Annotated in this window: 28 protein-coding genes and 1 pseudogene; 19 read left to right on the top strand and 10 right to left on the bottom strand. The window is 69.4% G+C overall.

What is annotated here, in order from left to right:
* Positions 1–7: 7 nt before the first annotated feature.
* Entirely contained in the window at positions 8–631 is a 624-nt protein-coding gene (locus QE399_RS01645) for a YitT family protein (RefSeq protein WP_309825608.1), read from the bottom strand.
* Between the two features lie 100 nt (positions 632–731).
* Positions 732–1,232, bottom strand: a complete 501-nt coding sequence (locus QE399_RS01650; RefSeq protein ID WP_309825609.1) for an outer membrane protein assembly factor BamE — start codon at positions 1,230–1,232, stop codon at positions 732–734.
* A gap of 423 nt (positions 1,233–1,655) precedes the next feature.
* On the opposite strand from QE399_RS01650, the gene QE399_RS01655 reads away from it, so the two are divergent.
* The 10 genes from QE399_RS01655 (at position 1,656) to QE399_RS01700 (ending at position 10,167) form a co-directional block, all read left to right on the top strand.
* Complete coding sequence (locus QE399_RS01655) at positions 1,656–1,859, top strand: DUF3460 family protein (protein ID WP_309825610.1); 204 nt, start codon at positions 1,656–1,658, stop codon at positions 1,857–1,859.
* Between the two features lie 69 nt (positions 1,860–1,928).
* On the top strand, positions 1,929–2,789 hold the full coding sequence (locus QE399_RS01660; RefSeq protein ID WP_309825611.1) for a segregation and condensation protein A: 861 nt from the start codon (positions 1,929–1,931) through the stop codon (positions 2,787–2,789).
* Between the two features lie 138 nt (positions 2,790–2,927).
* Positions 2,928–4,523 carry an L-aspartate oxidase gene (nadB, locus tag QE399_RS01665; protein WP_309825612.1) on the top strand — a complete coding sequence of 532 codons (1,596 nt, stop codon included), beginning with the start codon at positions 2,928–2,930 and terminating at the stop codon, positions 4,521–4,523.
* A gap of 27 nt (positions 4,524–4,550) precedes the next feature.
* Complete coding sequence (bioA, locus tag QE399_RS01670) at positions 4,551–5,915, top strand: adenosylmethionine--8-amino-7-oxononanoate transaminase (RefSeq protein WP_309831898.1); 1,365 nt, start codon at positions 4,551–4,553, stop codon at positions 5,913–5,915.
* Positions 5,912–6,592: a dethiobiotin synthase gene (gene bioD / locus QE399_RS01675; RefSeq protein WP_309825613.1), complete on the top strand. Its 681-nt coding sequence runs from the start codon at positions 5,912–5,914 to the stop codon at positions 6,590–6,592. The genes bioA and bioD overlap by 4 nt, the downstream gene beginning before the upstream one ends.
* Entirely contained in the window at positions 6,589–7,836 is a 1,248-nt protein-coding gene (gene bioF, locus QE399_RS01680; protein ID WP_309825614.1) for an 8-amino-7-oxononanoate synthase, read from the top strand. The genes bioD and bioF overlap by 4 nt, the downstream gene beginning before the upstream one ends.
* Positions 7,833–8,471, top strand: coding sequence for a 7-carboxy-7-deazaguanine synthase (gene queE / locus QE399_RS01685; RefSeq protein ID WP_309825615.1), 639 nt, complete (start codon positions 7,833–7,835; stop codon positions 8,469–8,471). The genes bioF and queE overlap by 4 nt, the downstream gene beginning before the upstream one ends.
* Positions 8,472–8,624: 153 nt before the next feature.
* Positions 8,625–8,987 carry a 6-carboxytetrahydropterin synthase gene (locus QE399_RS01690; RefSeq protein ID WP_309825616.1) on the top strand — a complete coding sequence of 121 codons (363 nt, stop codon included), beginning with the start codon at positions 8,625–8,627 and terminating at the stop codon, positions 8,985–8,987.
* A 67-nt stretch (positions 8,988–9,054) separates the two neighbouring features.
* A complete protein-coding gene (locus QE399_RS01695) occupies positions 9,055–9,414 on the top strand; it encodes a 5-carboxymethyl-2-hydroxymuconate Delta-isomerase (protein WP_309825617.1) in 360 nt (119 codons plus the stop codon).
* Between the two features lie 72 nt (positions 9,415–9,486).
* Positions 9,487–10,167 carry a tRNA-uridine aminocarboxypropyltransferase gene (locus QE399_RS01700; protein WP_309825618.1) on the top strand — a complete coding sequence of 227 codons (681 nt, stop codon included), beginning with the start codon at positions 9,487–9,489 and terminating at the stop codon, positions 10,165–10,167.
* Positions 10,168–10,312: 145 nt separating this feature from the next.
* On the opposite strand, the gene QE399_RS01705 is transcribed toward QE399_RS01700, so the two are convergent.
* The 3 genes and pseudogenes from QE399_RS01705 to nadC all read right to left on the bottom strand — a co-directional run bounded on the left by QE399_RS01705 (position 10,313) and on the right by nadC (position 14,352).
* Positions 10,313–12,157 (bottom strand): chorismate-binding protein, encoded by a 1,845-nt coding sequence (locus tag QE399_RS01705; protein WP_309825619.1) that lies wholly within the window; start codon positions 12,155–12,157, stop codon positions 10,313–10,315.
* Positions 12,158–12,214: 57 nt separating this feature from the next.
* Positions 12,215–13,343 (bottom strand): annotated as a pseudogene (gene nadA / locus QE399_RS01710) (quinolinate synthase NadA).
* 127 nt (positions 13,344–13,470) lie between these two features.
* Positions 13,471–14,352 carry a carboxylating nicotinate-nucleotide diphosphorylase gene (nadC, locus tag QE399_RS01715; RefSeq protein ID WP_309825620.1) on the bottom strand — a complete coding sequence of 294 codons (882 nt, stop codon included), beginning with the start codon at positions 14,350–14,352 and terminating at the stop codon, positions 13,471–13,473.
* 64 nt (positions 14,353–14,416) lie between these two features.
* Between nadC and panB the strand changes: the two genes are divergently transcribed.
* Positions 14,417–15,301 carry a 3-methyl-2-oxobutanoate hydroxymethyltransferase gene (panB, locus tag QE399_RS01720; protein ID WP_309825621.1) on the top strand — a complete coding sequence of 295 codons (885 nt, stop codon included), beginning with the start codon at positions 14,417–14,419 and terminating at the stop codon, positions 15,299–15,301.
* Positions 15,302–15,360: 59 nt separating this feature from the next.
* Entirely contained in the window at positions 15,361–16,215 is an 855-nt protein-coding gene (panC, locus tag QE399_RS01725) for a pantoate--beta-alanine ligase (protein ID WP_309825622.1), read from the top strand.
* Positions 16,216–16,493: 278 nt separating this feature from the next.
* On the opposite strand, the gene QE399_RS01730 is transcribed toward panC, so the two are convergent.
* The 4 genes from QE399_RS01730 to QE399_RS01745 form a co-directional block, all read right to left on the bottom strand.
* Positions 16,494–17,504 (bottom strand): NAD(P)H-dependent glycerol-3-phosphate dehydrogenase, encoded by a 1,011-nt coding sequence (locus tag QE399_RS01730; RefSeq protein ID WP_309825623.1) that lies wholly within the window; start codon positions 17,502–17,504, stop codon positions 16,494–16,496.
* A gap of 64 nt (positions 17,505–17,568) precedes the next feature.
* On the bottom strand, positions 17,569–18,027 hold the full coding sequence (gene secB / locus QE399_RS01735) for a protein-export chaperone SecB (RefSeq protein WP_309825624.1): 459 nt from the start codon (positions 18,025–18,027) through the stop codon (positions 17,569–17,571).
* 130 nt (positions 18,028–18,157) lie between these two features.
* Positions 18,158–18,415, bottom strand: a complete 258-nt coding sequence (gene grxC, locus QE399_RS01740) for a glutaredoxin 3 (protein ID WP_309825625.1) — start codon at positions 18,413–18,415, stop codon at positions 18,158–18,160.
* A 64-nt stretch (positions 18,416–18,479) separates the two neighbouring features.
* Positions 18,480–18,887, bottom strand: a complete 408-nt coding sequence (locus tag QE399_RS01745) for a rhodanese-like domain-containing protein (protein ID WP_309825627.1) — start codon at positions 18,885–18,887, stop codon at positions 18,480–18,482.
* A 72-nt stretch (positions 18,888–18,959) separates the two neighbouring features.
* Between QE399_RS01745 and gpmA the strand changes: the two genes are divergently transcribed.
* From gpmA to QE399_RS01765, 4 genes are all read left to right on the top strand, one after another.
* A complete protein-coding gene (gene gpmA / locus QE399_RS01750) occupies positions 18,960–19,703 on the top strand; it encodes a 2,3-diphosphoglycerate-dependent phosphoglycerate mutase (protein WP_309825628.1) in 744 nt (247 codons plus the stop codon).
* 104 nt (positions 19,704–19,807) lie between these two features.
* Entirely contained in the window at positions 19,808–21,244 is a 1,437-nt protein-coding gene (locus QE399_RS01755) for a S41 family peptidase (protein ID WP_309825629.1), read from the top strand.
* 154 nt (positions 21,245–21,398) lie between these two features.
* Positions 21,399–22,163 (top strand): HesA/MoeB/ThiF family protein, encoded by a 765-nt coding sequence (locus tag QE399_RS01760; RefSeq protein ID WP_309825630.1) that lies wholly within the window; start codon positions 21,399–21,401, stop codon positions 22,161–22,163.
* Positions 22,164–22,304: 141 nt separating this feature from the next.
* Positions 22,305–22,706, top strand: a complete 402-nt coding sequence (locus tag QE399_RS01765; protein ID WP_309825631.1) for a response regulator — start codon at positions 22,305–22,307, stop codon at positions 22,704–22,706.
* A 124-nt stretch (positions 22,707–22,830) separates the two neighbouring features.
* On the opposite strand, the gene QE399_RS01770 is transcribed toward QE399_RS01765, so the two are convergent.
* Positions 22,831–23,463 (bottom strand): response regulator, encoded by a 633-nt coding sequence (locus QE399_RS01770; protein WP_092741509.1) that lies wholly within the window; start codon positions 23,461–23,463, stop codon positions 22,831–22,833.
* 145 nt (positions 23,464–23,608) lie between these two features.
* On the opposite strand from QE399_RS01770, the gene QE399_RS01775 reads away from it, so the two are divergent.
* The 3 genes from QE399_RS01775 (at position 23,609) to QE399_RS01785 (ending at position 25,878) form a co-directional block, all read left to right on the top strand.
* Complete coding sequence (locus QE399_RS01775; RefSeq protein ID WP_309825633.1) at positions 23,609–24,952, top strand: sensor histidine kinase; 1,344 nt, start codon at positions 23,609–23,611, stop codon at positions 24,950–24,952.
* 311 nt (positions 24,953–25,263) lie between these two features.
* A complete protein-coding gene (locus tag QE399_RS01780; protein ID WP_011806609.1) occupies positions 25,264–25,428 on the top strand; it encodes a DUF1328 domain-containing protein in 165 nt (54 codons plus the stop codon).
* Between the two features lie 57 nt (positions 25,429–25,485).
* A complete protein-coding gene (locus QE399_RS01785) occupies positions 25,486–25,878 on the top strand; it encodes a hypothetical protein (RefSeq protein WP_309825634.1) in 393 nt (130 codons plus the stop codon).
* Positions 25,879–25,908: the final 30 nt, after the last annotated feature.

The following is a 25,908-nucleotide window of genomic DNA, read 5'->3' on the forward strand; positions in this document are numbered from 1 at the left end:
GCTGCGATCAATGCCCCACATACCGGCCGGGCCGGTGGCTGATCCACAGGAACCCGCTCATCACCACCACGGCCAGCACCGAGTACGCCACGCGGTCGAAAGGCACGATGAACAGCGCCAGCAGCACCACCACGCAGTCGATGGCCATCTGCACCTTCCCGGCGCGGATGCCGTAGCGCTGCTGCAGGTACAGCGAGAGAATGGTGGCGCCGCCGAGGCTGGACTTGTGGCGCGCCAGGAAAAGGCAGCCCGTGCCCAGCAGCAGCCCGCCCAGGATGGCGGCGAACAGCGGGTTGAGGTAGTCCACATGCATGACGTGCGGGAACAGCTCGGTCAGCACCGACAGCAGCGCGACGGACAGGAAGGTCTTGACCGTGAACTCCCGCCCCATGCGCGTCCAGGCGAACCAGTAGAACGGCAGGTTGATGAGAAAGAACAGCTTGCCGAACGACACATCGGTCACGTAGTGCAGCAGGAAGGCGATGCCCGCCGTGCTGCCGATGAGCAGCCCCGCCTGCCCGAACAGCATGAGCGCCATGGCGACGAACAGCGTGCCGGCGAAGAGGGCCTGGGCGTCCTCGTAATGGCCGTGGCGCAGCGAGGGTAGCGGGGTGTCGGTGGGCGGTGGCATGGGGGCGACAAAAAGGGGTGGGGCAGTCTATGCCGCATGCAAGCCCCGCGCCAGCTCGCGCGTACCGCGCCGTGGCTCTACAGCAGCGCGTCAGCGCCCGTCAGCGCCCATCGCGCATCTCGACGGTGCTGCCGCTGCGCAGCACCCGCCCTTGTGCGTCGAAGGTCGCGGTGAAGACCATGGGCTGGGTGCCGCCGTCGTTCCAGCGCCAGTCCCAGTCGGTCTCGCCCTTGCGCTCATAGGTCGTCTGCTTCATGGGCTGGCCCAGGCGGCGGCGGACCTCTTCCTGGGGCATGCCGGGCACGATCTGCGCGAACTGGTGCGGCGCCAGCACCTGGCGCAGCGCGGCCATGCGGCCGTCCGGGCCGATGGTGATCATGTAGTTCTGGTGGCCGGCCGGCTGGCGGTTGTATTCGAAGGTCCGGGCGCCGCCCGGCTCGTCCCACACCCGATCGGGCTCCCCGAAGCGCGCGCGCACGTCGGCCTCGGTCGAGGTGCCTTCTTCCAGTTCAGCGATGCGCTGCTGATCGCAGCCGGCCAGCAGCGCGAGCAGCGTGAGCGCCGCGGCGCCAGCGGTTTTCTTCCAGTAGCGACTGACCATGCCTTCCCCTTAGAACGTGTTTACGATCTCCCTGGGGCCGCGCAGCGGCGTTTGCGGGAGGGGATGCAAGGCGCGGTGCGCTGCCAATAGCTCGGCTATTGGCAAGCGCCGCAACGCCGCAGACCGCCCGCAAACGCCACTGCCCGAAGGGTTGGAGCGAAATCGGGCGATTGAACGCCTCGAATGCTTGCATGGGCACGAGCCCATGCGGCGCATCCGAAGCGTCCACTCATTCCGATTGCGCTCCAACGCGACCCCTGCGAGATCGTAAACACGTTCTTAGAGCGTGTGCGGGCGATCACGCAGAATTGCGTCAGGACCGCACTCTAGTGCAGCTGCGGCGGGCCGAAACCCCACCGCCCCGACTTGCGCCGCGCCAGCCCGTAAAATCGCCGGTTCCCACAGAGCACGCCCTTAGCGACCATGTCCTTCTTCCGCCGCCCCGACTACCAGTCCGACACCACGCAGTTCATCAACAAGCTGAAGGAGCAGCGCCCCGAGTTGGACGCCCAGCAGCAGGCCGGCCGCGCCCTGCTGTGGGACAAGAATGTCGACCACAGCGCCTGGAAGGAATACGACGAGGCGCGCATCTCGCAGCAGCCTTACGTCTACCAGACGCGATCCTGAAGTTTTTTGATCAAAATGGCCGCCATCGCTTACCAGCAAAGCGCAAGCAGCTATTAAAACAATAGCATCATGGCTGCCACCGAGGCCCTCCACGCCGACGGCGATCACGCCCCGCCCGCCGACGCGGGCGGCCTGCCCAACGTCATCGACCAGGTGGCGTTGGCGCGCCTGTACGGCGAGCCGCTGTTCGCCCTGCCGAACGACCTCTACATCCCGCCGGACGCGCTGGAGGTCTTCCTGGAGGCCTTCGAGGGGCCGCTCGATCTGCTGCTGTACCTGATCCGCAAGCAGAACTTCAACATCCTCGACATTCCCATGGTGGGCGTCACGCGCCAGTACCTGGCGTACGTGGAAGAGATCCGCAGCCGCAACCTGGAGCTGGCGGCCGAGTACCTGCTGATGGCGGCTATGCTCATCGAGATCAAGTCCCGCATGCTGCTGCCGCCCAAGAAGCAGGAGGGCGGCGAAGAGGCCGAGGACCCGCGTGCAGAGCTGGTGCGCCGCCTGCTGGAGTACGAGCAGATGAAGCTGGCTGCCGCGCGCCTGGGCCAGATGCCGCAGTACGGGCGCGACTTCCTCAAGGCGCAGGTCTACATCGAGCAGAGCCTGCAGCCGCGCTTTCCGGACGTGCACGTGCTCGACCTGCAGGAGGCCTGGCGCGACATCCTCAAGCGCGCCAAGCTCGTGCAGCACCACCGCATCACGCGCGAGGAACTCTCGGTGCGCGAATACATGAGCCACGTGCTCAAGACACTGCAGGGCCAGCGCTTCGTGGAGTTCGAAGACCTGTTCAACCCCGAGAACGGCAGCACCGTGCTGGTGGTGACCTTCATCGCGCTGCTGGAGCTGGCCAAGGAGACGCTGATCGAGATCACCCAGGCAGAGGCCTTCGCACCGATCTATGTCCGCCTCGCCTATACACCGGCATAACACCCCCTGAGCGGCTGCGCCGCTTCCCCCTCTCTCGCTGCGCGGGAGGGGGACGCCACCGGTGGCCTGGCAAAGCCAGTTCCACGGTGGCCCTGGCAAGGGAGCGCGCCCCTGGGTACGGCAACGGACACCACTTTCATGGCACCCCACGACTTCGACGTTCTCATCATCGGCAGCGGCCTGGCCGGCCTGAGCGCGGCGCTGCATCTGGCCTCCACGCACCGGGTGGCGGTGGTCACCAAGCGCCAGCTGCACGACGGCGCCAGCGGCTGGGCGCAGGGCGGCATCGCCGCGGTGCTGGCCGAAGGCGACTGCGTGGACGACCACGTGCAGGACACCCTGGTGGCCGGCGCGGGCCTGTGCGACCTGGCGGCCACGCGCTTCGTGGTGGAGAACGCGCCCGACGCCATCCGCTGGCTGCAGCAGCTGGGCGTGCCCTTCTCGCTGGATGAAGCCGGCGGCGGGCTGCACCTCACGCGCGAAGGCGGCCACGGCGCGCGCCGCATCGTGCACGCGGCGGACGCCACCGGCGCGGCCGTGCAGCGCACGCTGATCGACACCGTGCGCGCCACGCCCGGCATCACCTTGTTCGAGCAGCACACGCTGGTGGACGTCATCACGGCCGGCAAGCGGGGCCTGAAGACGGCGGGCGGCAGCGACCGCTGCCTGGGCGCCTACGTGCTGGACGAGGCCGCCGACGAGGTGCTGACCTTCCGCGCGCCGCACACCCTCCTGGCGACGGGGGGCGCGGGCAAGGTGTATCTCTACACCACCAATCCCGACACCGCCACGGGCGACGGCATCGCCGCCGCCTGGCGCGCCGGCTGCCGCGTGGCCAACCTGGAGTTCATCCAGTTCCACCCGACCTGCCTGTACCACCCGCATGCCAAGTCCTTCCTCATCAGCGAGGCGGTGCGCGGCGAAGGCGGGCAGCTCCAGCTCCCCGACGGCGCGCGCTTCATGCCGCGCCACGACGAACGCGCCGAACTCGCCCCGCGCGACATCGTGGCCCGCGCCATCGACTTCGAGATGAAGACCCACGGCCTGGACTGCGTGCACCTGGACATCTCGCACCAGAGCCCGGCGTTCCTGCAGGAGCATTTCCCCAACATCCTGGCGCGCTGCGCCGAGTTGGGCATCGACATCACGAAGGAGCCCATTCCCGTGGTGCCCGCCGCGCACTACACCTGCGGCGGCGTGCTGACCGACCTGGCCGGCCGCACCGATCTGCCCGGCCTCTACGCCATTGGCGAGACGGCCTGCACCGGCCTGCACGGCGCCAACCGGCTGGCCAGCAACTCGCTGGTCGAGTGCATGGTGTTCGCCCGCGCCGCTGCGCAGCACATCGCCGCCGCCACACCGCAGCCCGTGCCCGCCCTGCCCGCCTGGGACGACAGCCGCGTGACCGATGCCGACGAATGCGTCGTCATCTCCCACAACTGGGACGAGCTGCGCCGCTTCATGTGGGATTACGTGGGCATCGTGCGCACCGACAAGCGCCTGGAGCGCGCCGCCCACCGCATCGCGCTGCTGCAGGCCGAGATCGCCGAGTTCTACGCGAACTTCCATGTTTCGCGCGACCTGCTGGAGCTGCGTAACCTGGTGCAGGTGGCCGAGCTCATCGTGCGCTCGGCCCAGATGCGCCACGAAAGCCGCGGCCTGCACTACAGCCGCGACTGGCCCGAGCGCGCGGCGCCGGCCGCGCCCACCATCCTTGTACCCGCGGCGCGCTGAGTGCGCCCCGCCCTGACGCCCATGACGATGACCCCCGACGACTCCCTTGCCCGCCGCAGCCTCGCCAGCGTCTGGCACCCCTGCACGCAGATGAAACGCCATGAGGCCGAGCCGCCTGTGGCCATTGCGGGGGCCCAGGGCCCCTGGCTGTACGGCACCGACGGGCGCCGCTACCTGGACGGCATCAGCTCCTGGTGGGTCAATCTCTTCGGCCACGGGCACCCTCACATCCAGGCGGCCCTGGCGGACCAGCTGGCGCGGCTGGACCACGTGATGCTGGCCGGCTTCACGCATGCGCCGGTGGTGGAGCTGTCCGAGCGGCTGGCCGCGCTCACCGGCCTGGGCCATGCCTTCTACGGCAGCGACGGCGCCGCCGCGACCGAAATCGCGCTGAAGATGAGCGCCCACTACTGGCGCAACCAGGGCCGGCCCGCCAAGTGCCGCTTCGTGGGCCTGGCGGGCGGCTACCACGGCGAAACCGTGGGTGCCCTGGCCGTGACCGACATCCCCATCTTCCGCGAGGCCTACGCGCCCCTGGTGCGCCTGGGCAGCGTGGTGCCCAGCCCCGATGCGCGCGGCGCCCAGCCCGGCGAGAGCGCGGCCGACGTGGCCCGCCGCGCCGCGGCCGCGCTGGGCGACTGGCTGGCGGAGCACCACGCCACCACGGCCGCGCTGATCCTGGAGCCGCTGGTGCAGTGCGCCGCGGGCATGGCCATGCACGACCCCGAGTTCCTGCGGCAGGCCCGTGCGCTGTGCGACCGCTATGAGGTCCACCTGGTGGCCGACGAGATCGCCGTGGGCTTCGGCCGCACCGGCACGATGTTCGCGCACCAGCAGGCCGGCATCCGGCCCGACTTCATCTGCCTGTCCAAGGGCCTCACCGGCGGCACGCTGCCGCTGTCGGCCGTGCTCACCACGGACGCGGTCTACGCGGCCTTCTACGACGACGACATCGCGCGGGGCTTCCTGCACTCGCACTCCTACACCGGCAACCCGCTGGCCTGCCGCGCGGCCCTGGCCACGCTGGAGCTGTTCGAGTCCACCGGCGCGCTCGCGGCCAACGTGCAGCGGGCGGCGGCCATCGACGCCGCCTGCGCGCCGCTGTCGCGCCACCCGCGCGTGCGCCACGCACGGCGGCTGGGCATGGTCTGGGCCTGGGACGTGGAGACCACCCTGCCCGACTTCGCCCGCCGCTACCACCGCCAGGCCCTGGCCCGCGGCCTGCTGCTGCGCCCCATCGGCAACACGCTCTACGCCATGCCACCCTACGTACTCGACGATTCCGAAATAGACCACCTGGCCACGCAGGCCCTGGCCGCCCTGGAGGCCACGCTGGCCGAGGAGCCGGCGGACCACGCCGCGGCCCACCGCCCGGAAAAGGTCGTGCCATGAGCTGGGGCTGTTTCATCACCGGCACCGACACCGGCGTGGGCAAGAGCCTGGCCAGCGCCGCGCTGCTGCACGCCCTGGCGCGACACCACGCCCGCGTGGTGGGCATGAAGCCCATCGCGGCCGGGGCGGAGATCGTCGCAGGCCAACTGGCCAACGAAGACGCCCTGGCCCTGCGCGCCGCCTCCACCATCACCGTGCCGCCGGAACTCGACAACCCCGTGCTGCTGCCCGACCCGCTCTCGCCGCACATCGCCGCGCAGCGGGCCGGGGTGGCGATCGACGTGGACGCCATCGCCCGCAGCTACCGGCAGCTGGCGCTGCAGGCCGACGCCATCGTCGTCGAGGGCGCGGGCGGCTGGCACGTGCCGCTGTCCGACACCGCCACCGGCGCCGACCTGGCGCACGCCCTGGGCCTGCCCGTCATCCTGGTCGTGGGCCTGCGGCTGGGCTGCCTGAACCATGCGGCGCTGACGGCCGAGAGCATCCGCGCGCGCGGGCTCACGCTGGCCGGCTGGGTCGCCAACCGGGTCGATCCCCGCATGCTGGCCCCCGAGGACAACATCGCCTGGCTGCGCCAGCACCTGCGCGCGCCCCTGCTGGCCGAGCTGCCGCACCAGCCCCACCCCGACGCACGCGCCCTGGCGGCCTGCTACCACCTGCCCCCCGAATGGACATGACCTCCCCACCGCAACCGCCGGCCACGGGCTCCTGGCTCGACGAGTTCCCGGCCCGCATCGCCGCGCTGGACGCCGCCCACCTGCGCCGGCGCCGGCGCACCGTGCGCCCCTTGCAGGGCGCCCACCTGGAGGTGGACGGCCAGCCCATGCTGGCGTTCTGCAGCAACGACTACCTGGGCCTGGCAGGCCACCCCGCACTGGCCGACGCGGCCTGCGCGGGCGCACGCGAGTTCGGGGTCGGCTCCGGCGGCTCGCCCCTGGTGAGCGGCCACAGCCAGGCCAACGCCGCGCTGGAGGAAGACCTCGCGCGCTTCGTGCAACTGCCCCGGGCGCTGTACTTCTACGCCGGCTTCCCGACCAATGCCGGCATCGTGCCGGCCCTGGTGGGCGCTGGCGACGCGCTGTTCTCCGATGCGCTCAACCATGCCTGCCTGATCGACGGCGCGCGCCTGTCGCGCGCCACCATCCACCGCTACGAACACGCCGACCTGGCCGCGCTCGAAGGCCTGCTGGCCGCCAGCCCCGCACGCCGCAAGCTCGTGGTCACCGATGCGGTGTTCAGCATGGACGGCGATGTGGTGGACATCCCGGCGCTGGTGGCCCTGTGCGAGCGCTACGACGCCCTGCTGCTGCTCGACGACGCCCACGGCTTCGGCGTGCTGGGCCCGCAGGGCCGCGGCGCCCTGGCCGAAGCGGGGCTGACCGGCGCCGGCGCATCGCCGCGCGTGCTCTACATGGCCACGCTGGGCAAGGCGGCGGGAGCCGCCGGGGCCTTCGTCGCCGGCAGCGATGTGCTCGTCGAGTGGCTGGTGCAGAAGACGCGCAGCTACATCTTCGCCACCGCAGCGCCCGCGCTGCTGGCGCGCACGCTGCAGGCCAGCCTGGGGCTCATCGAACGCGGCGATGCGCTGCGCGACCATCTCAACGCCCGCATCGCGCAACTGCGCAGCGGCCTGGCCCCCCTGGTGCACGGCACGCACTGGGCGCTGGTGCCCTCGCGCACCGCCGTGCAGGCTCTGCTCATCGGTGCCAACGACGAGGCCCTGGCCGCCATGGAGGCGCTGCGCGCCCGCGGCCTGTGGGTGCCGGCGATCCGCCCGCCCACGGTGCCGGAAGGCACGGCGCGCCTGCGCATCGCCCTGTCGGCCGCGCACACCGAGGCCGACGTGGACCGGCTGCTGGACGCCCTGGCCGCGCTGGCCCCGGCGCGCACGGCGGCACTAGAAGGGGAGCTGGCGGCATGAGCTACAGCGTCAAGGAAATCTTCTACACCCTGCAAGGCGAAGGCGGCCAGGCCGGCACGCCCGCCGTGTTCTGCCGCTTTGCCGGCTGCAACCTCTGGAGCGGCCGCGAGCAGGACCGTGCGACGGCCGTCTGCCGCTTCTGCGATACCGACTTCGTCGGCACCGACGGCACGCTGGGCGGCAAGTTCAGCGCCGCCGACGCCCTGGCCGACCAGATCGCCGCGCAGTGGCCCGCGAACGATGCGCAGCACCGTCTGGTGGTGCTGACCGGCGGCGAACCGCTGCTGCAGGTCGATGCGGCGCTGATCGACGCGCTGCACGCGCGGCGCTTTCGCATCGCCGTGGAAAGCAACGGCACCGTGGCGGCGCCCGCCGGCATCGACTGGCTGTGCATCAGCCCCAAGGCCGGCGCGGACTGGGTGCAGCGCGCGGGGCAGGAGCTCAAGCTGGTCTGGCCGCAGCCGGGTTTCGACCTGGCGGCGCTGGAAGCGAAGACGCAGTTCATCCACCGCTTCCTGCAGCCCATGGACGGGCCGGCGCAGGCCGAGAACACGGCGCTGTGCATCGAGGCCTGCCTGCAGCGCCCGGCCTGGCGGCTGAGCTTGCAGACCCACAAGCTCACCGGCATCCGCTAGCGGAGCAGCGCAAGGAGCCCTTCTGGCGTCGTTGCCGCATCTTGTCGTAGCGTTGCTACTGCCTGCGATGCGGCGCCTAGCCAGAACCGCTTCGCTGGCCTCCTCGCGCCGCTTTCGCTCTGATCTTTATTTTTTCCCCCTGGTTTTTGCCCCATGCAGTTCACCGTCCACCAACGTTTCTTCTTCGACGCCGCCCACACGCTGCAGCGCGCCATCGAGGCCGAAGGCAGCCGCCGCATCCACGGCCACACCTACCATGCCGAGGTCTCCGTCACCGGCCCGCGCGATGCCCGGACGGGCATGGTGATCGACCTGGGCCACCTGCGGGCGCGCTGCCAGGCGCTGCGCGACCGGCTGGACCACCACCTGCTGGACGAAGTGCCCGGCCTGGGACCGGCCACGCTGGAGAATCTCTGCGTCTTCATCGCCGAGGCGCTGGCCGACCTGCAGCCCCGCCCCAGCCGGGTGCGCGTCTGGCGTGGCGGCGTAGGCGACGGCTGCGTGCTGGATCTCTAAAAGCCAGCACATCCATTCCCACGCGGGCCATCCCGTTTTCTTTCCTCTTCTCAACCAAGGACCGACCATGCCGCACCTGACCATCGAATACACCCGCAACCTGGCCGACTTCCCCGAAGCCCAGGCGCTCCAGGAGATCAACGCCGCGGTGACCGCCAGCCCCGAGATCCTGGACGAGGCCGACCTGAAGAGCCGCTTCGTGCACACGGACAGCTTCCAGGTGGGCACCGCGGCCGGGCCGCGCGCCTTCATCCACGCCCAGCTGCGCCTGCTGTCGGGCCGCACGCCGGAGGCCAAGCAGGACCTGGCCGGCCGCATCGCCGAGGTGCTGCGCCGCCTGGCACCCCGCCCGGCCGGCGTGCTGGTGCAGCTCAGCGTGGAGATCATCGACATGGACCGGCCCTCCTACGTCAAGGAACGGCTGTAACCGATATTTCGTGCCAAACAGGCCTGCAGCGCTTACTCCATAAGCGCTTACAGCTATATTTTCAATAGCATCATGGATGTTTGCTCAGCAGCGCCTGCTGCGCGGCGCCCGCAGTGCGCACGCTGCCGGCGCCCCGCCAGCACCTGCCTGTGCCCCTGGGCCGCCCCGGTCGCCCACCGGGCCGAGGTGCTGGTGCTGCAGCACCCCCTGGAGGTAGCCCACGCCAAAGGCACGGCCCGCCTGCTGCACCTGTGCCTGCCCCGCAGCCGGATCGAGGTGGGCGAGCGCTTCGACCCCGCGCTGCTGCAGGATTGGCTGGCGGCGCCCACGGCCAGCGGCGTGCCCGCCCACGCCGTGCTGCTGTATCCCGACACCCCGCCGAACCCGTCGCTGCCGCTGCAGGCCCCGCCGCCGTTGCCGGCGCAGTGGATGGCCACGCCCGCGGCGCTGCGGCTGGTCGTGCTGGACGGCACCTGGCGCAAGAGCCGCAAGATGCTCTACCTGAACCCGCTGCTGCAGCAGTTGCCCCGCCTGCCGCTCGAGGATCTGCCCACGTCGCGCTACGGCCGCTTGCGCAGGGCCCAGGCCGCGCACCAGCTGTCCACCCTGGAGGCGGCCTGCGCCGCCCTGGCCCAGATCGACGGCGATGCAGCGCGCTACGCCCCGGTGCTGGCGGCCCTGGACGGTTGGATGGCCCAGGCCACCGGCTGGCAGCAGGCCGGTCAGCCCGGCCCCGTCAGAAGGCGTGAATGAATCCGGCGTGGCCGAGCAGGCTGCGAAAACGCGGCCCCTCAAGGCGCCAAGCGCAGCCCTAGCCCGGGCCAGGGCGAGCATTTGCAACGCAGAGGGGGCGCTTTTTGGCAGAACGAGCGGACATGGCGGGTGCGTTCGCGCCTTCTCAAGCCAGCACCGCCGGCAGCCAGCCCCGCAGGCTGTTGACGAAGGCCCAGGCACGCAGGCGGGGCACGTCGTCCACGCGCAGCACGGACTCGGTCACGCGGCCCTCGCCCAGCGCCACGGCCCGGCCCACGCCGGGCAGCAGGCCGCAGGCCAGCGGCGGTGTGACCCAGACGCCGTCCTCGCGCTGGGCGGCGATGTTGCCGAAGGTGGTCTCGGTGATTTCGCCCGCCGCGTTGTAGAGCACGGTGTCGAACACGCCCGAGCCCGGCGCGGGCGCGAAGGCCGCGTAATGCGCGCGGCGCGTGGTCTTGTGGCGCACGAATTCGCTGTGGGCCTCTGCGAACGCCTTGCCGGCCAAGGCCAGGCGCACCGGCCCGGCGGCCTGGGGCACCAGCGCAAACGCTTCCGCCCGCGGGCTGCCATCGGCGCGCAGCAACAGCCGCGCACGCCAGGCCCCCTGCGGGTGGGTGGCCGCCAGGGCATGCAGGCAGGCATCGATGCGCTCTGCGTCCCACGGAACGTTGAAATGCGCCGCAGAAGCCTCCATGCGCGCCAGGTGTTCGGCCCGGTGGCGGAAGGCGCCGTCGACCAGCGCCAGGGTTTCCAGGAGGTCGAACGGCTCGCTGGCGCGCACGAGGAAGGCGCGCTTGTGCTGCCACTCCTGCCATTCCGCATCGGCCCGCGCGCCGTGGGTGATGCCGCTGCCGATGCCGCAGCGCGCTTCGGCGCCGTGCAGCTCGACGGTGCGGATGGGCACGTTGAAGGTCGCCGCCAGCCCGCCGCCGGGCCGCGGGCGCACCACGCCCAGCGCGCCGCAGTACCAGCCGCGCGGGCCGTCCTCCAGCGCGTGGATGGCCTGCATGGCGCGCACCTTGGGCGCACCGGTGATGGAGCCGCAGGGGAACAGCGCGGCGAACACCCGGTCCAGCGTGGTGCCCGCGGGCGTATCGGCCTGCACGTCGGAGGTCATCTGCCACACCGCAGGCAGCGCCTGGGTGTGGAACAGCGCCGGCACGCGCACGCTGTGCGGCGTGGCGATGCGCGAGAGGTCGTTGCGCAGCAGGTCCACGATCATCACGTTCTCGGCCCGCTCCTTGGGGCTGGCGCGCAGGGCCGCCGCGCGCTCGGCGTCTTCGGCCGGCGTGGCGCCGCGCGGGGCCGTGCCTTTCATGGGCCGGGCCAGCAGCGTGCCGCATGGCACGCCCTCCGGGCCTTCGCCCCCGTCCTGCCAGTCGAAGAACAGCTCGGGCGAGGCCGACAGCACCTGCTCGCCGTCCAGCTCCAGGTACAGCCCGTAGCCGCCCGGCTGCGCCCGCTGCAGCGCGGCGAACAGCGCCTGCGCCGTGGCGCGCGGGCCGGCCGCGGATCCCGCCGAGTGCGCTGGCGCCGCCACGGTGCCGCGCAGCATGCCGGTGTAGTTGACCTGGTAGTACTCACCCGCCGCGATGCCGGCGTGGAGGGCCGCCAGCGCCGCATCGAACGGCGCGCGCTGCGGCTCCGTGTGCCAGTCGACGGTGGGCTCGTGCGCCACCGGCGGGGCCGCGGCCGGCCACGGCCCGGGTGCATCGAACACGGCGAACCAGGCCAGCGGCTGCCCCGGCGCCCCGGCATGGGTGCGCAGCGCGCCGTCGAACGCTGCCGCGACCTCGTAGCGCAGGCCGCCCACGCACCAGGCGCCGGCGCGCGCGGCCGCGTCCACGGCGCGCAGCACGCCGGGCACCTCGGCCAGCGTGTACGCCGCCAGCACGCGCTGCGGCGGCCCGGCGAAAGCGTGGCGCAGCCGGACGCCGCCGTCCGCCGCGGCCCGCGGGTCGGTGAAGTCGATCAGCGCAGTCAGATCCAAATCAGGCTCCAGCGCTTATACAGCAAGCGCAAACAGCTACCAAATCAATAGCGCACATCAGGCAGCGCCCAGGTGGGGCACCAGCGCTCCGGCCGGCTGTCCGCTCCGGAGCGCGGCGGTGAAGGCCAGCATGCGGTCGATGGGCTGGCGGGCGCGCGGGATCAGGGCCGGGTCCACCGCGATGGCGTTGGCGCCGGTCTCCAGCACGCGCGCCACGTCGGCCAGGCCGTTCATCGCCATCCACGGGCAGTGCGCGCAGCTCTTGCAGGTGGCGCTGTGGCCGGCGGTGGGCGCTTCGTGGAAGGTCTTGCCCGGGTTGAGCGTGCGCAGCTTGTGCAGCATGCCGTTGTCGGTGGCCACGATGAAGTCGGTGGCGTCCAGCTCGCGCGCGGCCTTCAGGATGGCGCTGGTGGAGCCCACGGCGTCGGCCAGGGCGACCACGTCGGCCGGGCTTTCAGGGTGCACCAGCACCTTCGCCTGCGGGTGCTGGCGCTTCAGGTCCAGCAGCTCCTGCGCCTTGAACTCGTCGTGCACGATGCAGGCGGCCGTTCCAGAACAGCATGTCCGCGCCCGTCTCGCGCTGGATGTAGCCGCCCAGGTGCCGGTCCGGCGCCCACAGGATCTTGTGCCCGGCCGCGTGCAGCGCGCCCACGATCTCCAGCGCGCAGCTGGAAGTGACCAGCCAGTCGGCCCGCGCCTTCACGGCCGCGCTGGTGTTGGCGTAGACCACGACCGTGCGGTCCGGGTGCTGGTCGCAGAAGGCGCTGAAGGCATCCGCGGGGCAGCCCAGGTCGAGCGAGCAGGTGGCGTCCAGGTCGGGCATGAGCACCGTCTTCTCGGGCGACAGGATCTTGGCCGTCTCGCCCATGAAGCGCACGCCGGAGACGACCAGCGTCTGCGCGGCGTGGTCGCGCCCGAAGCGCGCCATCTCCAGCGAATCGCTGACGATGCCGCCGGTGTCCTCGGCCAGGTCCTGCAGGTCGGGGTGCACGTAGTAATGCGACACCATCACCGCGTTCTTCTCGCGCAGCAGGGCGCGGATGCGGTCCTTGAGCGCAGCGCGCTCGGCCGGCGCGGGCTCGGCAGGAACGCGGGCCCAGGCATGGCGCGTGGCGCAGACGCCGCTGCCGCCATCGGCGGGCTGTTCGTATTCCACGGGCTGGAGGGCAAGGGTGTCGGTGGTCATGGCAGGGCGTGCGTCCGGGTGCGAAGAGCGCGGCGTGGTGATGGCAAGAGGCGGGGCGGCGGGAGCGTGCAACAGACGGCGCCGGGGCTGCTCAAAAGGTGTGAAGGGCGGGCTCGTTCACGCCGTCTCAGGCCAGGTCCTGCATGCGCATGGAGAAGTCGACGGCCTTCACGTCCTTGGTCAGCGTGCCGATGGAAATGCGGTCCACGCCGGTCTCGGCCAGCGCGCGCAGGCCGTCCAGCGTGACGCCGCCGGAGATCTCCAGGATGGCGCCGCCGCCCGGCTGCGCGGCGTTGAGGCGCACGGCCTCCTGCAGCTGCGCCAGCGGCATGTTGTCCAGCAGCAGCATGGCGGCGCCGGCGTCCAGCGCCTCGCGCAATTGCGCGAGCGTCTCGACCTCGATCTCCACAAAGGCCGCCTGCGCCGCCACCGCGCGGGCGGCCTGCAGCACGGCCGTCACGCCGCCGGCCGCAGCGATGTGGTTTTCCTTGATCAGCACCGCGTCGTGCAGGCCGATGCGGTGGTTGGTGCCGCCGCCCATCCGCACGGCGTACTTCTGCGCCAGCCGCAGGCCGGGCAGGGTCTTGCGCGTGTCCACGATCTGCGCGCGCGTGCCCTGCACCGCGGCCACGTAGGTGTCCGTCTTGGTCGCCACGGCCGAGAGCAGCTGCAGGAAGTTGAGCGCCGTGCGCTCGGCACTGAGCAGCGCACGGGCCTGGCCCTCGACGGTGAACACCACGTCCCCTGCCGCACAGCGTCCGCCTTCGGCCACGTGCCACACGATGCGGGCCTGCGGGTCCAGCGCGCGGATGGCGGCGTCCACCCACGGCCCACCACAGACCACCGCCGCCTCGCGGGCGATCACGCGGGCCTGCACCCGCCGCGCGGGGTCGATCAGGCCGGCCGTGAGGTCGCCGGCCCCCACGTCTTCACCGAGGGCGCGGGCGACGTCCGCCTGGGCCAGCCGGGCCAGGAATGCCGCGTCGAACGGATGGTCGGGTTTTTTCATGGGCGGCAAGCATAGCGGCATCGCATAGACTCGCCGCACTTTTCGGCCTCACCCCTTCCCGCCCATGTCGCCAGAAACCGCCCCCACCGCCGCCACGCCCTACGGCACGCTGCCGCCGGCCTCTCCGCTGCCGCAGCGCCGCCCCGTGAGCCTTCCGCGCCTGGCGCAGATGCGCGCCGCCGGCGAGAAGATCACCATGCTGACGGCCTACGACGCCACCTTCGCCGCCGTGGCCGACGCGGCCGGCGTCGAGTGCATCCTGGTGGGCGATTCGCTCGGCATGGTCTGCCAGGGCCTGCCCAGCACCGTGGGCGTGTCGCTCGACACCATGGCCTACCACACGGCCAGCGTCGCGCGCGGCCTGCACCGTGTGCAGGGCACGGCCTGGCTGGTCGCCGACCTGCCCTACGGCACGTATGCCGAGAGCCGCGAACAGGCCCTGCGCAGCGCCTGCGCGCTGATGCAGGCGGGCGCCCACATGGTCAAGCTCGAAGGCGGCGGCTGGACGGCGCCCACGGTGCAGTTCCTGGTCGAGCGCGGCGTTCCCGTCTGCGCCCACCTGGGCCTGACGCCGCAGACGGTGCACGCCCTCGGCGGCTACCGCGTGCAGGGCAAGGGCGACGAGGCCGCGGCCACGCTGCGCCGGCACGCGCTGGAACTGCAGGACGCCGGCGCCGCCATGCTGGTGCTGGAGATGGTGCCGGCCGCCCTGTCGCGCGCCCTCACGGCCGAGCTGCCGCACTGCCACACCATCGGCATCGGCGCCGGCAGCGGCACCGCCGGCCAGGTCTTGGTGCTGCACGACATGCTGGGCGTGAACCTGGGCAAGAACCCCAAGTTCGTGCGCGACTTCATGCAGGAGGCCGGCAGCGTACGCGGCGCCATCGAGGCCTATGTGCAGGCCGTCAAGCAGGGCCGGTTCCCCGACGACGCGCTGCACGCCTGGTAATCCCCGCCCTTCTCGCCTCCTTTTCTTCCTTCACCCGCCGGCGTGCCGGCCTGCTCCGGATGATCATCACCCCCACCATCGCCGACCTGCGCGCCGCCCTGGCCCAGCGTGGCCGACCCGCCTTCGTGCCCACCATGGGCAACCTGCACGACGGCCACATCGCCCTGGTGGCGCAGGCCCGGCCGCTGGGCGACGTCACCGTGGCCAGCATCTTCGTGAACCGCCTGCAGTTCCTGCCGCACGAGGATTTCGACAGCTATCCGCGCACCTGGGAGGCCGACTGCGCCCGGCTGGAGGCCGCCGGCTGCGACGTGCTCTTCGCCCCGCGCGAGGCCGATCTGTACCCCGCCCCGCAGACCTTCAAGGTGCAGCCCGACCCGGCGCTGGCCGACATCCTGGAGGGGCACTTCCGCCCCGGCTTCTTCACCGGCGTGTGCACGGTGGTGATGAAGCTGTTTTCGGCCGTGTTCTTCGCGGCCGGCGGCGGCACGGCCGTGTTCGGGAAGAAGGACTACCAGCAGCTCATGGTGATCCGCCGCATGGTGGAGCAGTTCGCCCTGCCGGTGCAGGTGGTGGCAGGCGAGACGCAGCGCGCGCCCGACGGCCTGGCGCTCAGCTCGCGCAACGGCTACCTCGGCACCGAGGAACGCGCGCAGGCGGTCGCGCTGTCGCAGGCGCTGCGCGCCCTGGCCGATGCCGTCCGCTCCGCCGCCACTCCCGGGCAACTGCAGGCGCTGGAGAGCGCGGCGCAAGACCGCTTGCGCACCCAGGGCTGGGCACCGGACTACCTCACCGTGCGCCAGCGCGGCAACCTGCAGCCGCCTGCCGACGCCGCGGCGCTGGCGGGTCCGTTGGTGGCGCTGGGGGCTGCCCGGCTGGGCAGCACGCGGCTGATCGACAACCTGGAGTGCTGATCTGCGCATCGCCCCGGCGAGCGGCGGCGCAGACCAGGGCACGGCGTGCGGCCTGACAGGCCCACGCTGCCGATAGGCCGGCGCCTACAGGCCGCGCGCCCTGTGTCGCACAACCCGGGGGTTTCCGCATCGATAAGGTGAAGCCATGTCTTCAACCCTTTGATCAGGAGTCCCTCATGCCTATCATTCTCTGGCTTCTCGGCGTCCCACTGTCCGTTGTGCTGTTGCTCATGCTCTTCGGCGTGTTCTGACGCGTCCCCCGGCACCTGGCCGCAGGCTCACCGCAGTTCCGCTGCGGGATCCCGGCCCATCAATGCGGCCACCGCCTCGGCAGGCCGCATTTTTGCGTCCAGCAGGTCCACCACGGCCTGGGTGATCGGCATGTCCACGCCCAGCGCCGCCGCCCGGTGCGCCACCGTGCGGGCGCTGTAAACGCCCTCGGCCACATGGCCCAGCGAGGCCACCACCTCGTCCAGTGTGCGCCCCTGCGCCAGCAGCAGGCCCACCCGGCGGTTGCGCGACAGATCGCCCGTCGCCGTCAGCACCAGATCGCCCAGACCCGACAGGCCCATGAAGGTGTCCTGCCGCGCACCGAGCGCCACGCCCAGGCGCGTCATCTCGGCCAGTCCCCGCGTGACCAGCGCAGCGCGCGCGTTGAGCCCCAGACCCAGCCCGTCGCACAGTCCGGTGGCGATGGCCAGCACGTTCTTCACCGCGCCGCCCACCTCGACGCCGACGATGTCTTCATTGGCATACACCCGCAAGCTAGGGCTGTGGAAGGCGTGCACCAGCATCTCGCGCACGCTGGCATGGGCGCTGGCGGCAACCAGCGCCGTCGGCTGCGCGCGGGCCACTTCCTGCGCGAAGCTGGGGCCGCTGAGTGCGCCGGACAGCAGCCCCGGCGCCACTTCGGCACAGACTTCGTGCGCCATCAGGCCCGCGGCGGCGCTGCCGGCGGCGCCGGCCTCGAAGCCCTTGCACAGCCAGGCGACCGGCGAAGCGGTGTGCGCCAGCGCCTGCAGCGTGCCGCGCAGGGCCGCCATGGGCGTGGCCACGATGACCAGATCGGACGCGCCCGCCAACGCCACGGCGTCGCCGCTGCGCACATCCAGGGAATCGGGAAAGGTCAGGCCGGGCAGATAGCGCGGGTTCTCGCGCGCGGCCGCCATGGCGGCGGCCTGTGCCGCATCACGCGCCCAGAGCGTGACGGCATGCCCGGCGGGATGCGATGCGGCGCTCATGGCCATCGCCGTCCCCCAGGCCCCGGCGCCAATTACTACTATTTTCATAGCTATCAGCGCTTATCCATCAAGCGCTAGAGGCCAAAACGGCCCCAAGCGCTTGCCGGATGGTTTACTGCGTGATGATGGGCGAAGGCTCGCCGGCAGCCTGGGCTTGCTGCTGCTCGTACATGGCCTGGAAGTTGATTTCCGCCAAGTGCACGGGCGGGAAGCCGGCGCGGGTGATCAGATCGGCCACGTTGCCGCGCAGGTACGGGTAGACGATCTGCGGGCAGGCGATGCCCATGATCGGGCCCATCTGGTCTTCGGGCAGGTTGCGGATTTCGAAGATGCCGGCTTGCTTGGCCTCGACCAGGAACACCGTCTTGTCCTTGATCTTGGTCTGCACGGTCGCCGTCACGGCCACTTCGAAGATGCCTTCGGCCACGGGGGTGGCTTCCACGCCGAGCTGGATGTCGACGTTGGGCTGCTCCTGCTCCAGCAGGATGGCGGGCGAATTGGGCTGCTCCAGGGAGGCGTCCTTCAGGTACACGCGCTGGATCTGGAACACGGGATTTTCTTCGGTAGCCATGGTCTCGGTCTTTCAGTCGGCAAGTCGTTGGTGACAAAACAAAGCCCGCCCGGGAAACGCTCCCGCAGCGGGCTCATGGGCTGCATTATGCAGCGGCGTGCAAGGCCTTTGCGGCGGCCCGGCGCACGCCTCAGGCGCCCAGCAAAGGCATCAGGCCGCCCCGCCCGTCCAGCGCCACGAGGTCATCGTGGCCACCGACATGGGTGTCGCCGATGAAGATCTGGGGCACCGTGCGGCGGCCGGTGATCTCCATCATCTGCGCCCGGGCCTGCGGGTCCATGTCGACACGGATCTCCTCGATCTGCTCGACCCCCTTGGACTTCAGGATCTGCTTGGCCCGGATGCAGTAGGGGCAGACGGCGGTGGTGTACATCTTGACGGCTTGCATGGCGGGCCTTTCAGGAAAATCTACAAGGTGGAAAAAGCGGCTATCGGCTGCACATGGCGGCCAATCACGCCTTTTCAACCGGCAGGCTGGCTTCCTTCCACGCCTTGAGACCGCCCGCCAGCGCCTGGGCGTTGTCGAAGCCCAGCTTCTTGGCCACGGCGACCGCGCGCTGCGCCCGGGCGCCCTTGGCGCACACGAGCACCACCGGCAGGGCCTTGTTCTTCACCACCTGGGGCAGGCGCTCTTCCAGCTGCGCCAGCGGAATGTTCTTGGCGCCGCCCACGTGGCCGGCAGCGAACTCTTCCGGCTCGCTCACGTCGATGACCACACCCTTTTCACGGTTGATCAGCTGCACGGCGGCGGAGGCCGTCAGTGCGCCACCGGTGGCGCCTTTGAGTACCGGCACCAGCAGCATCGCGCCCGAGGCCAGCGCGATAAAGATCAAATACCAGTTGTCGATGATGAATTTCACGTCGGTCCTTGGGGAAAGCAAACCTCGAATTCTAGAATGACGGATTTTGAACCCGCTCGCTCTAGGGAAACCATGCACAAACTCGTCCTGATACGCCACGGAGAATCCACCTGGAACCTCGAGAACCGCTTCACCGGCTGGACCGACGTGGACCTGACGCCCACGGGCGTGGAGCAGGCCAAGACGGCGGGCCGCCTGCTCAAGGCGGAGGGCTACGAGTTCGACCTGGCCTACACCAGCGTGCTCAAGCGTGCCACGCGCACCCTGTGGCATACCCTGGACGAGATGGACCGCACCTGGCTGCCCGTGCAGCACAGCTGGCGCCTGAACGAGCGCCACTACGGCGCGCTGCAGGGCCTGAACAAGGCCGACATGGCCAAGCAGTACGGCGACGCGCAGGTGCTGGTGTGGCGCCGCAGCTATGACACGCCGCCGCCGGCGCTGGAAGCAACCGATCCGCGCAGCGAACGCAGCGACATCCGCTATGCCAACCTGTCGCCCGAACAGATTCCGCTGACCGAGTGCCTGAAAGACACCGTGGCCCGCGTGCTGCCGTTCTGGAACGACTCCATCGCCCCGACCATCCAGTCGGGCAAGCGCGTGGTCATCGCGGCGCACGGTAATTCCATCCGGGCCCTGGTCAAGTACCTGGACAACATCTCGGACGACGACATCGTGGGCCTGAACATTCCCAACGGCATCCCGCTGGTGTACGAGCTGGACGCCGACCTCAAGCCCCTGCGCCACTACTACCTGGGCGACGCCGAGGCTGCGGCCAAGGCCGCCGCGGCGGTGGCATCGCAGGGCAAAGCGTAAAGCGCGGGTAAAAGCCTCCCCACCGGCGCAAAAGCAGCGCCGGCGCGGGAACTGCACCGGGCATGGCCCTTCCAAGGTGTATATTGAAGCGGTAAAGGTAGCTTATGGGCCAGAAACTCAAAATTGCAGGTTGGATCTCCGTCGGCGTGGTGGCGGGTGCACTCACCACGGTATCGCTGCAGACGGTAGCCCGCGGCGCCATGACGCCGCTGCCACTGGAAGAGATTCAGCAGCTGTCTGCAGTTTTCGGGCTGGTCAAGACCGACTACGTCGAGCCCGTGGACGACAAGAAGCTGATCACGGATGCCATCTCCGGCATGGTGTCCAGCCTGGATCCGCACTCGCAGTATTTCGACAAGAAGTCCTTCAAGGAATTCCGCGAAGGCACGTCCGGGCGCTTCGTCGGCGTGGGCATCGAGATCACGCAGGAAGACGGCCTCATCAAGATCGTCTCGCCCATCGAAGGCTCGCCTGCGTTTCGCGCCGGGCTCAAGACCAACGACCTGATCACCAAGATCGACGACACGGCCGTCAAGGGCCTGGCCCTGAACGACGCCGTCAAGAAGATGCGCGGCGAGCCCAATACCCAGGTCACGCTCACCATCCTGCGCAAGGACGAGAGTCGCAGCTTCCCCGTGACCATCACGCGCGAAGAGATCAAGACCCAGTCGGTGAAGGGCAAGGTCATCGAGCCGGGCTATGCCTGGATCCGCCTGTCGCAGTTCCAGGAACGCTCCGTGGACGACTTCGTGCGCAAGGTCGAAGAGGTCTACAAGCAGGATCCCAAGCTCAAGGGCCTGGTGCTCGACCTGCGCAACGACCCAGGCGGCCTGCTCGACGCAGCCGTCGCGGTCTCTGCGGCCTTCCTGCCCGAGAACGTCACCGTCGTGTCCACCAACGGCCAGCTGGCCGAGTCCAAGGCGACGTTCAAGGCGTCGCCCGAGTTCTACCAGCGCCGTGGCGGTGGTGACCCGCTCAAGCGCCTGCCTGCCGCCCTCAAGACGGTGCCGCTGGTCGTGCTGGTCAATGAAGGCTCCGCCTCCGCCAGCGAGATCGTCGCAGGCGCGCTGCAGGACCACAAACGCGCCACCATCATGGGCAGCCAGACCTTCGGCAAGGGCTCCGTGCAGACCGTGCGCCCCCTGGGCCCGGACACCGGCATCAAGCTCACCACCGCGCGCTACTACACCCCCAGCGGCAAGTCCATCCAGGCCAAGGGCATCGTGCCGGACGTGATGGTGGACGAGACCGCCGAGGGCGACCTGTTCGCGTCGCTGCGCATGCGCGAAGCCGACCTGGAAAAGCACCTGAACAGCGGCCAGGGCGAAGAGATCAAGGACGTCGCCCGCGAAAAGGCTCGCGAGGAAGCCCGCAAGCGCCTGGAAGAAGAAGCCAAGAAGCCCCAGGCCGAGCGCAAGCTGCCCGAGTTCGGCACCGACAAGGACTTTCAGTTGGCCCAGGCCCTCAACCAGCTCAAGGGCCAGCCTGTCATCGCCAGCAAGACGCAGACGGAACGCCAGGAAGAGAAGAAGGAAAACTGACACCGCGCAGCGCACGCTCGCAGCCAGGCCGGGCTCCCGCGGGACCCGGCCTTTTTCCATCCCGGGCCGCTGCGCCATTTCCCTGGGCGGCCCCTGCATGCACCCGGCCCGGCGCAGGCGCCGCGCCCATCGCCACCGCTTCTCCGGATCCCACATGAACGACGACCAACTGCTGCGGTACTCGCGCCACATCATGCTCGACGACATCGGCATCGAAGGGCAGGAGCGCATTCTGGCGGGGCACGCCCTGGTCATCGGTGCCGGAGGCTTGGGTTCGCCGGCCGCATTGTTCCTGGCGTCTGCGGGGGTGGGCATGCTCACGCTGGTGGACGACGACACGGTCGACCTGACCAACCTGCAGCGGCAGATCGCCCACACGACCGCGCGGATCGGACAGCCCAAGGTGGAGTCGGCAGCGCAGGCGGTGCACGCGATCAATCCCGAAGTGCAACTTCGGGCGCTGCAAGAGCGCGTGGACGATGAGGCGCTGCAGGCCCTGGTGCAGGCGGCCGACGTGGTGCTGGACTGCAGCGACAACTACGCCACCCGGCAGGCCGTGAACGCGGCCTGTGTACGGCACCGCACGCCGCTGGTGGCCGGTGCGGCCATCCGCTTCGACGGGCAGATCACGGTGGTGGACCCCCGCGAGGCCGAAGCGCCCTGCTACGCCTGCCTGTTTCCTCCGTCCGCGCAGTTCGAGGAAGTGCAGTGCGCAACCATGGGTGTGTTCGCCCCGCTGGTGGGCATCATCGGCAGCATGCAGGCGGCCGAGGCCCTGAAGATCCTGACCGGTGCGGGAACCACGCTTGCGGGGCGGCTGCTCCTTCTGGATGGCAGGTCGATGGAATGGACGCGCCTGCGCACGCACCGTGATGCAGGGTGCCCGGTGTGCGGCACAGGCGGTAGCGACAAGCCCTGAACGGGTGCCTCGATCAGAGGTGCAGGAGTAGGAATGCTCCTACGATACTGCCATATGGCCGCTGGCAGAATGCTCCGAGCCCCGCTATTACAGTCTGGTTGCGGCCACCATGCCCGATGGCGGCCCAGACAGGAAACTTCTGTGAAACTGCGCACCTACATCGTCGAAGACAACGCTACCATTCGAGAGAACTTGATTGGCACCCTCGAAGAACTGGCAGACGTCGAAGCCGTTGGTATGGCAGAAACGGAAGATGAGGGCAAGGACTGGTTGAGCACCAATGCCGGCGAATGGGATCTCGCCATCGTGGATCTTTTCCTCCGCCAAGGCAGCGGCCTCGGCGTGCTGGCGGCGTGCCGCAATCGCAACGCCGGTCAGAAGATGGTGGTTTTGAGCAACTACGCCACCCCCGATGTGCGCATGCGTTGTGCCCAGCTGGGCGTCGACGCCGTCTTCGACAAATCCAATGAGATCGATGCGCTGGTGGACTACTGCATCGAACACAGCTCCCAACAGGCGGCCAGCCGCCAGATGGCAGGCTGAGCGGTCGGAACCGCCCCGTTTCTGGGCGATCAGATACAACCCAGGAAGCACAAGGGCCCGTCGCGACGGGCCCTTTGCATTGCACGGACACGGGCAGCGCGCTGCGCTGCAGCCCGCTTCTGCATTAATCGATCAGCTTGTTCTTCAGCGCGTAATAGGTCAGGTCGCTGTTGGAAGACAGCGCCATCTTTTCCATCAGGCGCGTCCGATAGGTGCTCACCGTCTTCACGCTCAGCGACAGCGATTTGGCGATGTCGCCCGCCGTCTCGCCCTTGGCCAGCTTGAGGAACACCTGGAACTCGCGCTCGGACAGTTGTTCGTGCGGCGGGGCATCGTCTTTGCGGTTGAGCTGCTGGGCCAGCAAGTCGGCAACCGCCGGCGTGAGGTAGCGCCGCCCCAGCGAGATGGTGCGGATCGCCTCGACGATCTCCTTGGGATCGCACTCCTTGTTGAGGTAGCCGCTCGCTCCCTGGCGGATCAGGTTGATCGCATAGTGCTCTTCGGGATAGCCGCTCAGGATCAGGATACCCATGTCGGGCGCCTTGGCGCGCAGCATGGCCAGTGCATCCAGACCGCTCTGCCCCGGCATGGACAGGTCCATCAACAGGACGTCGATTTCCTGTGCGCGCACCAGGTCGATGGCCTCGCGCCCGTTGGACGCTTCGCCCACCACCCGCAGGTCTACATGTTCGGAAAGAAATTGCCGCAGTCCTGAGCGGACAATCGCATGGTCATCCACAATGCCGATCTTGATCATTGAGCCTTCTTTCAGGGAGCGGCTTCACGCCGCCACTATTGTTCTGGTTGCCGATCAACCCGATGGCCGGGCCTGCCGTTAGCATGTGAAGCCAATGGCAAGTGCCATTATCCAGAAACCTGTCGCGTTCCGGAGAAACCTATTTATGCGCTGGCCCAATTTCCGCAAGATGGCCATCAGCCTGCCGCTTGCCTTGCTGGCCGTCGCCATGCTGGTGGGCATCAACGAGGTCGGCTACCTGCGCTCCCACGATGCCGTCAACGCGCTCGCCCGCACCCACACCACGCGGGCGGAGATCGATCGGCTGATGCAGAACATGCTCGATGCCGAAACCGGTCTGCGGGGCTACCTGCTGACGGGCGATGACCGCTATCTGGCCCCCTACGAAAAGGCCGTTGCCACCATCAACACCAATCTGGACAGCCTGCGCACGCTGCTGCTGAACTCGACGGATCCCGCCGATATCGAGGACCTGGCGCAGCTGTCGCGGCAGATCTCGCGCAAGCTGTCGGAGCTGGACCTGAGCCTGCGGCTGCGCCGCCAGAACAACGACGATGCTTGGAAGTTCGTGCTCTCCACCGATGTGGGCAAGGAGAACATGGACGCCATCCGTACCATCGCGGGACGCCTCACCGACCGTAGCGCACAGAAAACGGACCACAGCACCGCAGAGATTCTGCGTTCGCTGATGCTGTCGCGCCTGGGCATCGCGACGGTGGCCGTCATCGGGCTGCTGGCCTTCTACATGTACCTGCGCCAGGGTGTGGCCCTGCAGGCAGCCAACCAGCGCCAGCAGGACGCCTTGGCCCGCGAACGCGACCGCCTGGAGCACCTGGTGCGCGAACGCACCGCCTCGCTCACGGAGCTTGCCAACCACCTGCAGCAGGTGCGCGAGGACGAGCGCGGCCACCTGGCCCGTGAACTGCATGATGAACTGGGCGCGCTGCTCACAGCGGCCAAGCTCGACGTCGCACGGCTGAAATCCCGCGTGGATGTGAATGCGCCGGAAATCGCCGAGCGGCTGAAGCACCTCACGGAAACGCTCAACAGCGGCATCGCCCTCAAGCGCCGCATCATCGAGGACCTGCGCCCCTCCTCGCTGTTCAACCTGGGGCTGACCGCGTCGCTGGAGATCCTCACGCGGGAGTTCTCCGAGCGCAGCAATGTCGAGGTGGATGTGAACCTGGAGACGGTGGACCTGCCGGAGTCCGTGCAGCTCACCATCTACCGCATGGTGCAGGAGTCGCTGACCAACATCGGCAAGTACGCCAACGCCAGCAAGGTGTTGGTGGCCGTGCACAACTACCCCACCCACGTCTCGGTGCAGATCCGGGACGATGGTGCCGGGTTCGAGACGACCAAGATCAACCCGGCTGCCCATGGCCTGGTGGGCATGCGCCACCGGGTGGAGGCCGCCGGCGGCCGTCTCTCCGTGACATCCGACCCGGGCGAGGGCACGCTGGTGTCCGCCATCCTGCCCCACCCCTGACCGCCTCTTGCCGGCCGCCTCTTGCCGGCTTACGGCCAGGAGCATTCTGCTGCGGTGCGCAAACGACGACGCTCACGCGCCCAGGCCTTTTTGCGCCTCCAATCTCTGCATTGAACGGCCTTCTGCGGCAGCCTAGGGCCGTTGCTGCACCCCGCATGGAACGCGTCGGCCCATGGACTCTGTCCTACACCCCGCCGCGCCAGCTACCGGCATGCCGGCAAAAGCCCCCCGTCTACAGTGACTGCAAGCGCCGCAAACCAGTGGCGCCAATCCACTTACGGCAGAAGCCGGTCTCATAGAAGGAGATGGACATGTTGCATTACGCAGTCGTTTTTCTGGTCATCGCCCTGGTGGCCGCCCTGTTTGGCTTCGGCGGCATCGCTGCAGGCGCAGTGGGCATCGCCAAGATCCTGTTCTTCGTGTTCGTGATCATGGCCGTGGTGACCTTCGTCTTGAGCCTGCTGAAGCGCGGATAGCCCCTCGGCATCCCTGACCCCGCCGCCCTCCCCTAGCCGGTCCCGAAAGGAATACCCATGAACGTAGAAACCGCCACCCAGAAAGCCGCCAGTACCGCCCACTCCGTCGCCGACGGCGTGCTGGGCTCCGCCAAGGACGCTGTGCAGGCGAGCCGCCGCGTTGCCAACGAATCGTTGGACAAGGCCGAGCGCGGTGTCGACAAGCTGCAGGGCGAGCTGAACCCCGCCATCGACGATCTGGCTGCCCGCGCCCAGGAACTGGCCAGCCGCAGCATTTCGTACTGCGCCGACGCCAGCGAACGTGCCCGCCGCCAACTCAACCATGCTGCCGACGTCAGCAGCCGCTACGTGGCCGAACAGCCCGGCAAGTCCGTGGTGCTGGCCTTCGCAGCGGGCGCTGCCCTGACTGCCCTTTGCATGATGACTTCGCGCCGCCGCCACGACTACTGAGCAAGGCACCTCCAGGCTTCCGAGCGAGCG

It is taken from the genome of Paracidovorax wautersii (assembly GCF_031453675.1).
In the GTDB taxonomy this organism is placed as follows: Bacteria; Pseudomonadota; Gammaproteobacteria; order Burkholderiales; family Burkholderiaceae_C; genus Paracidovorax.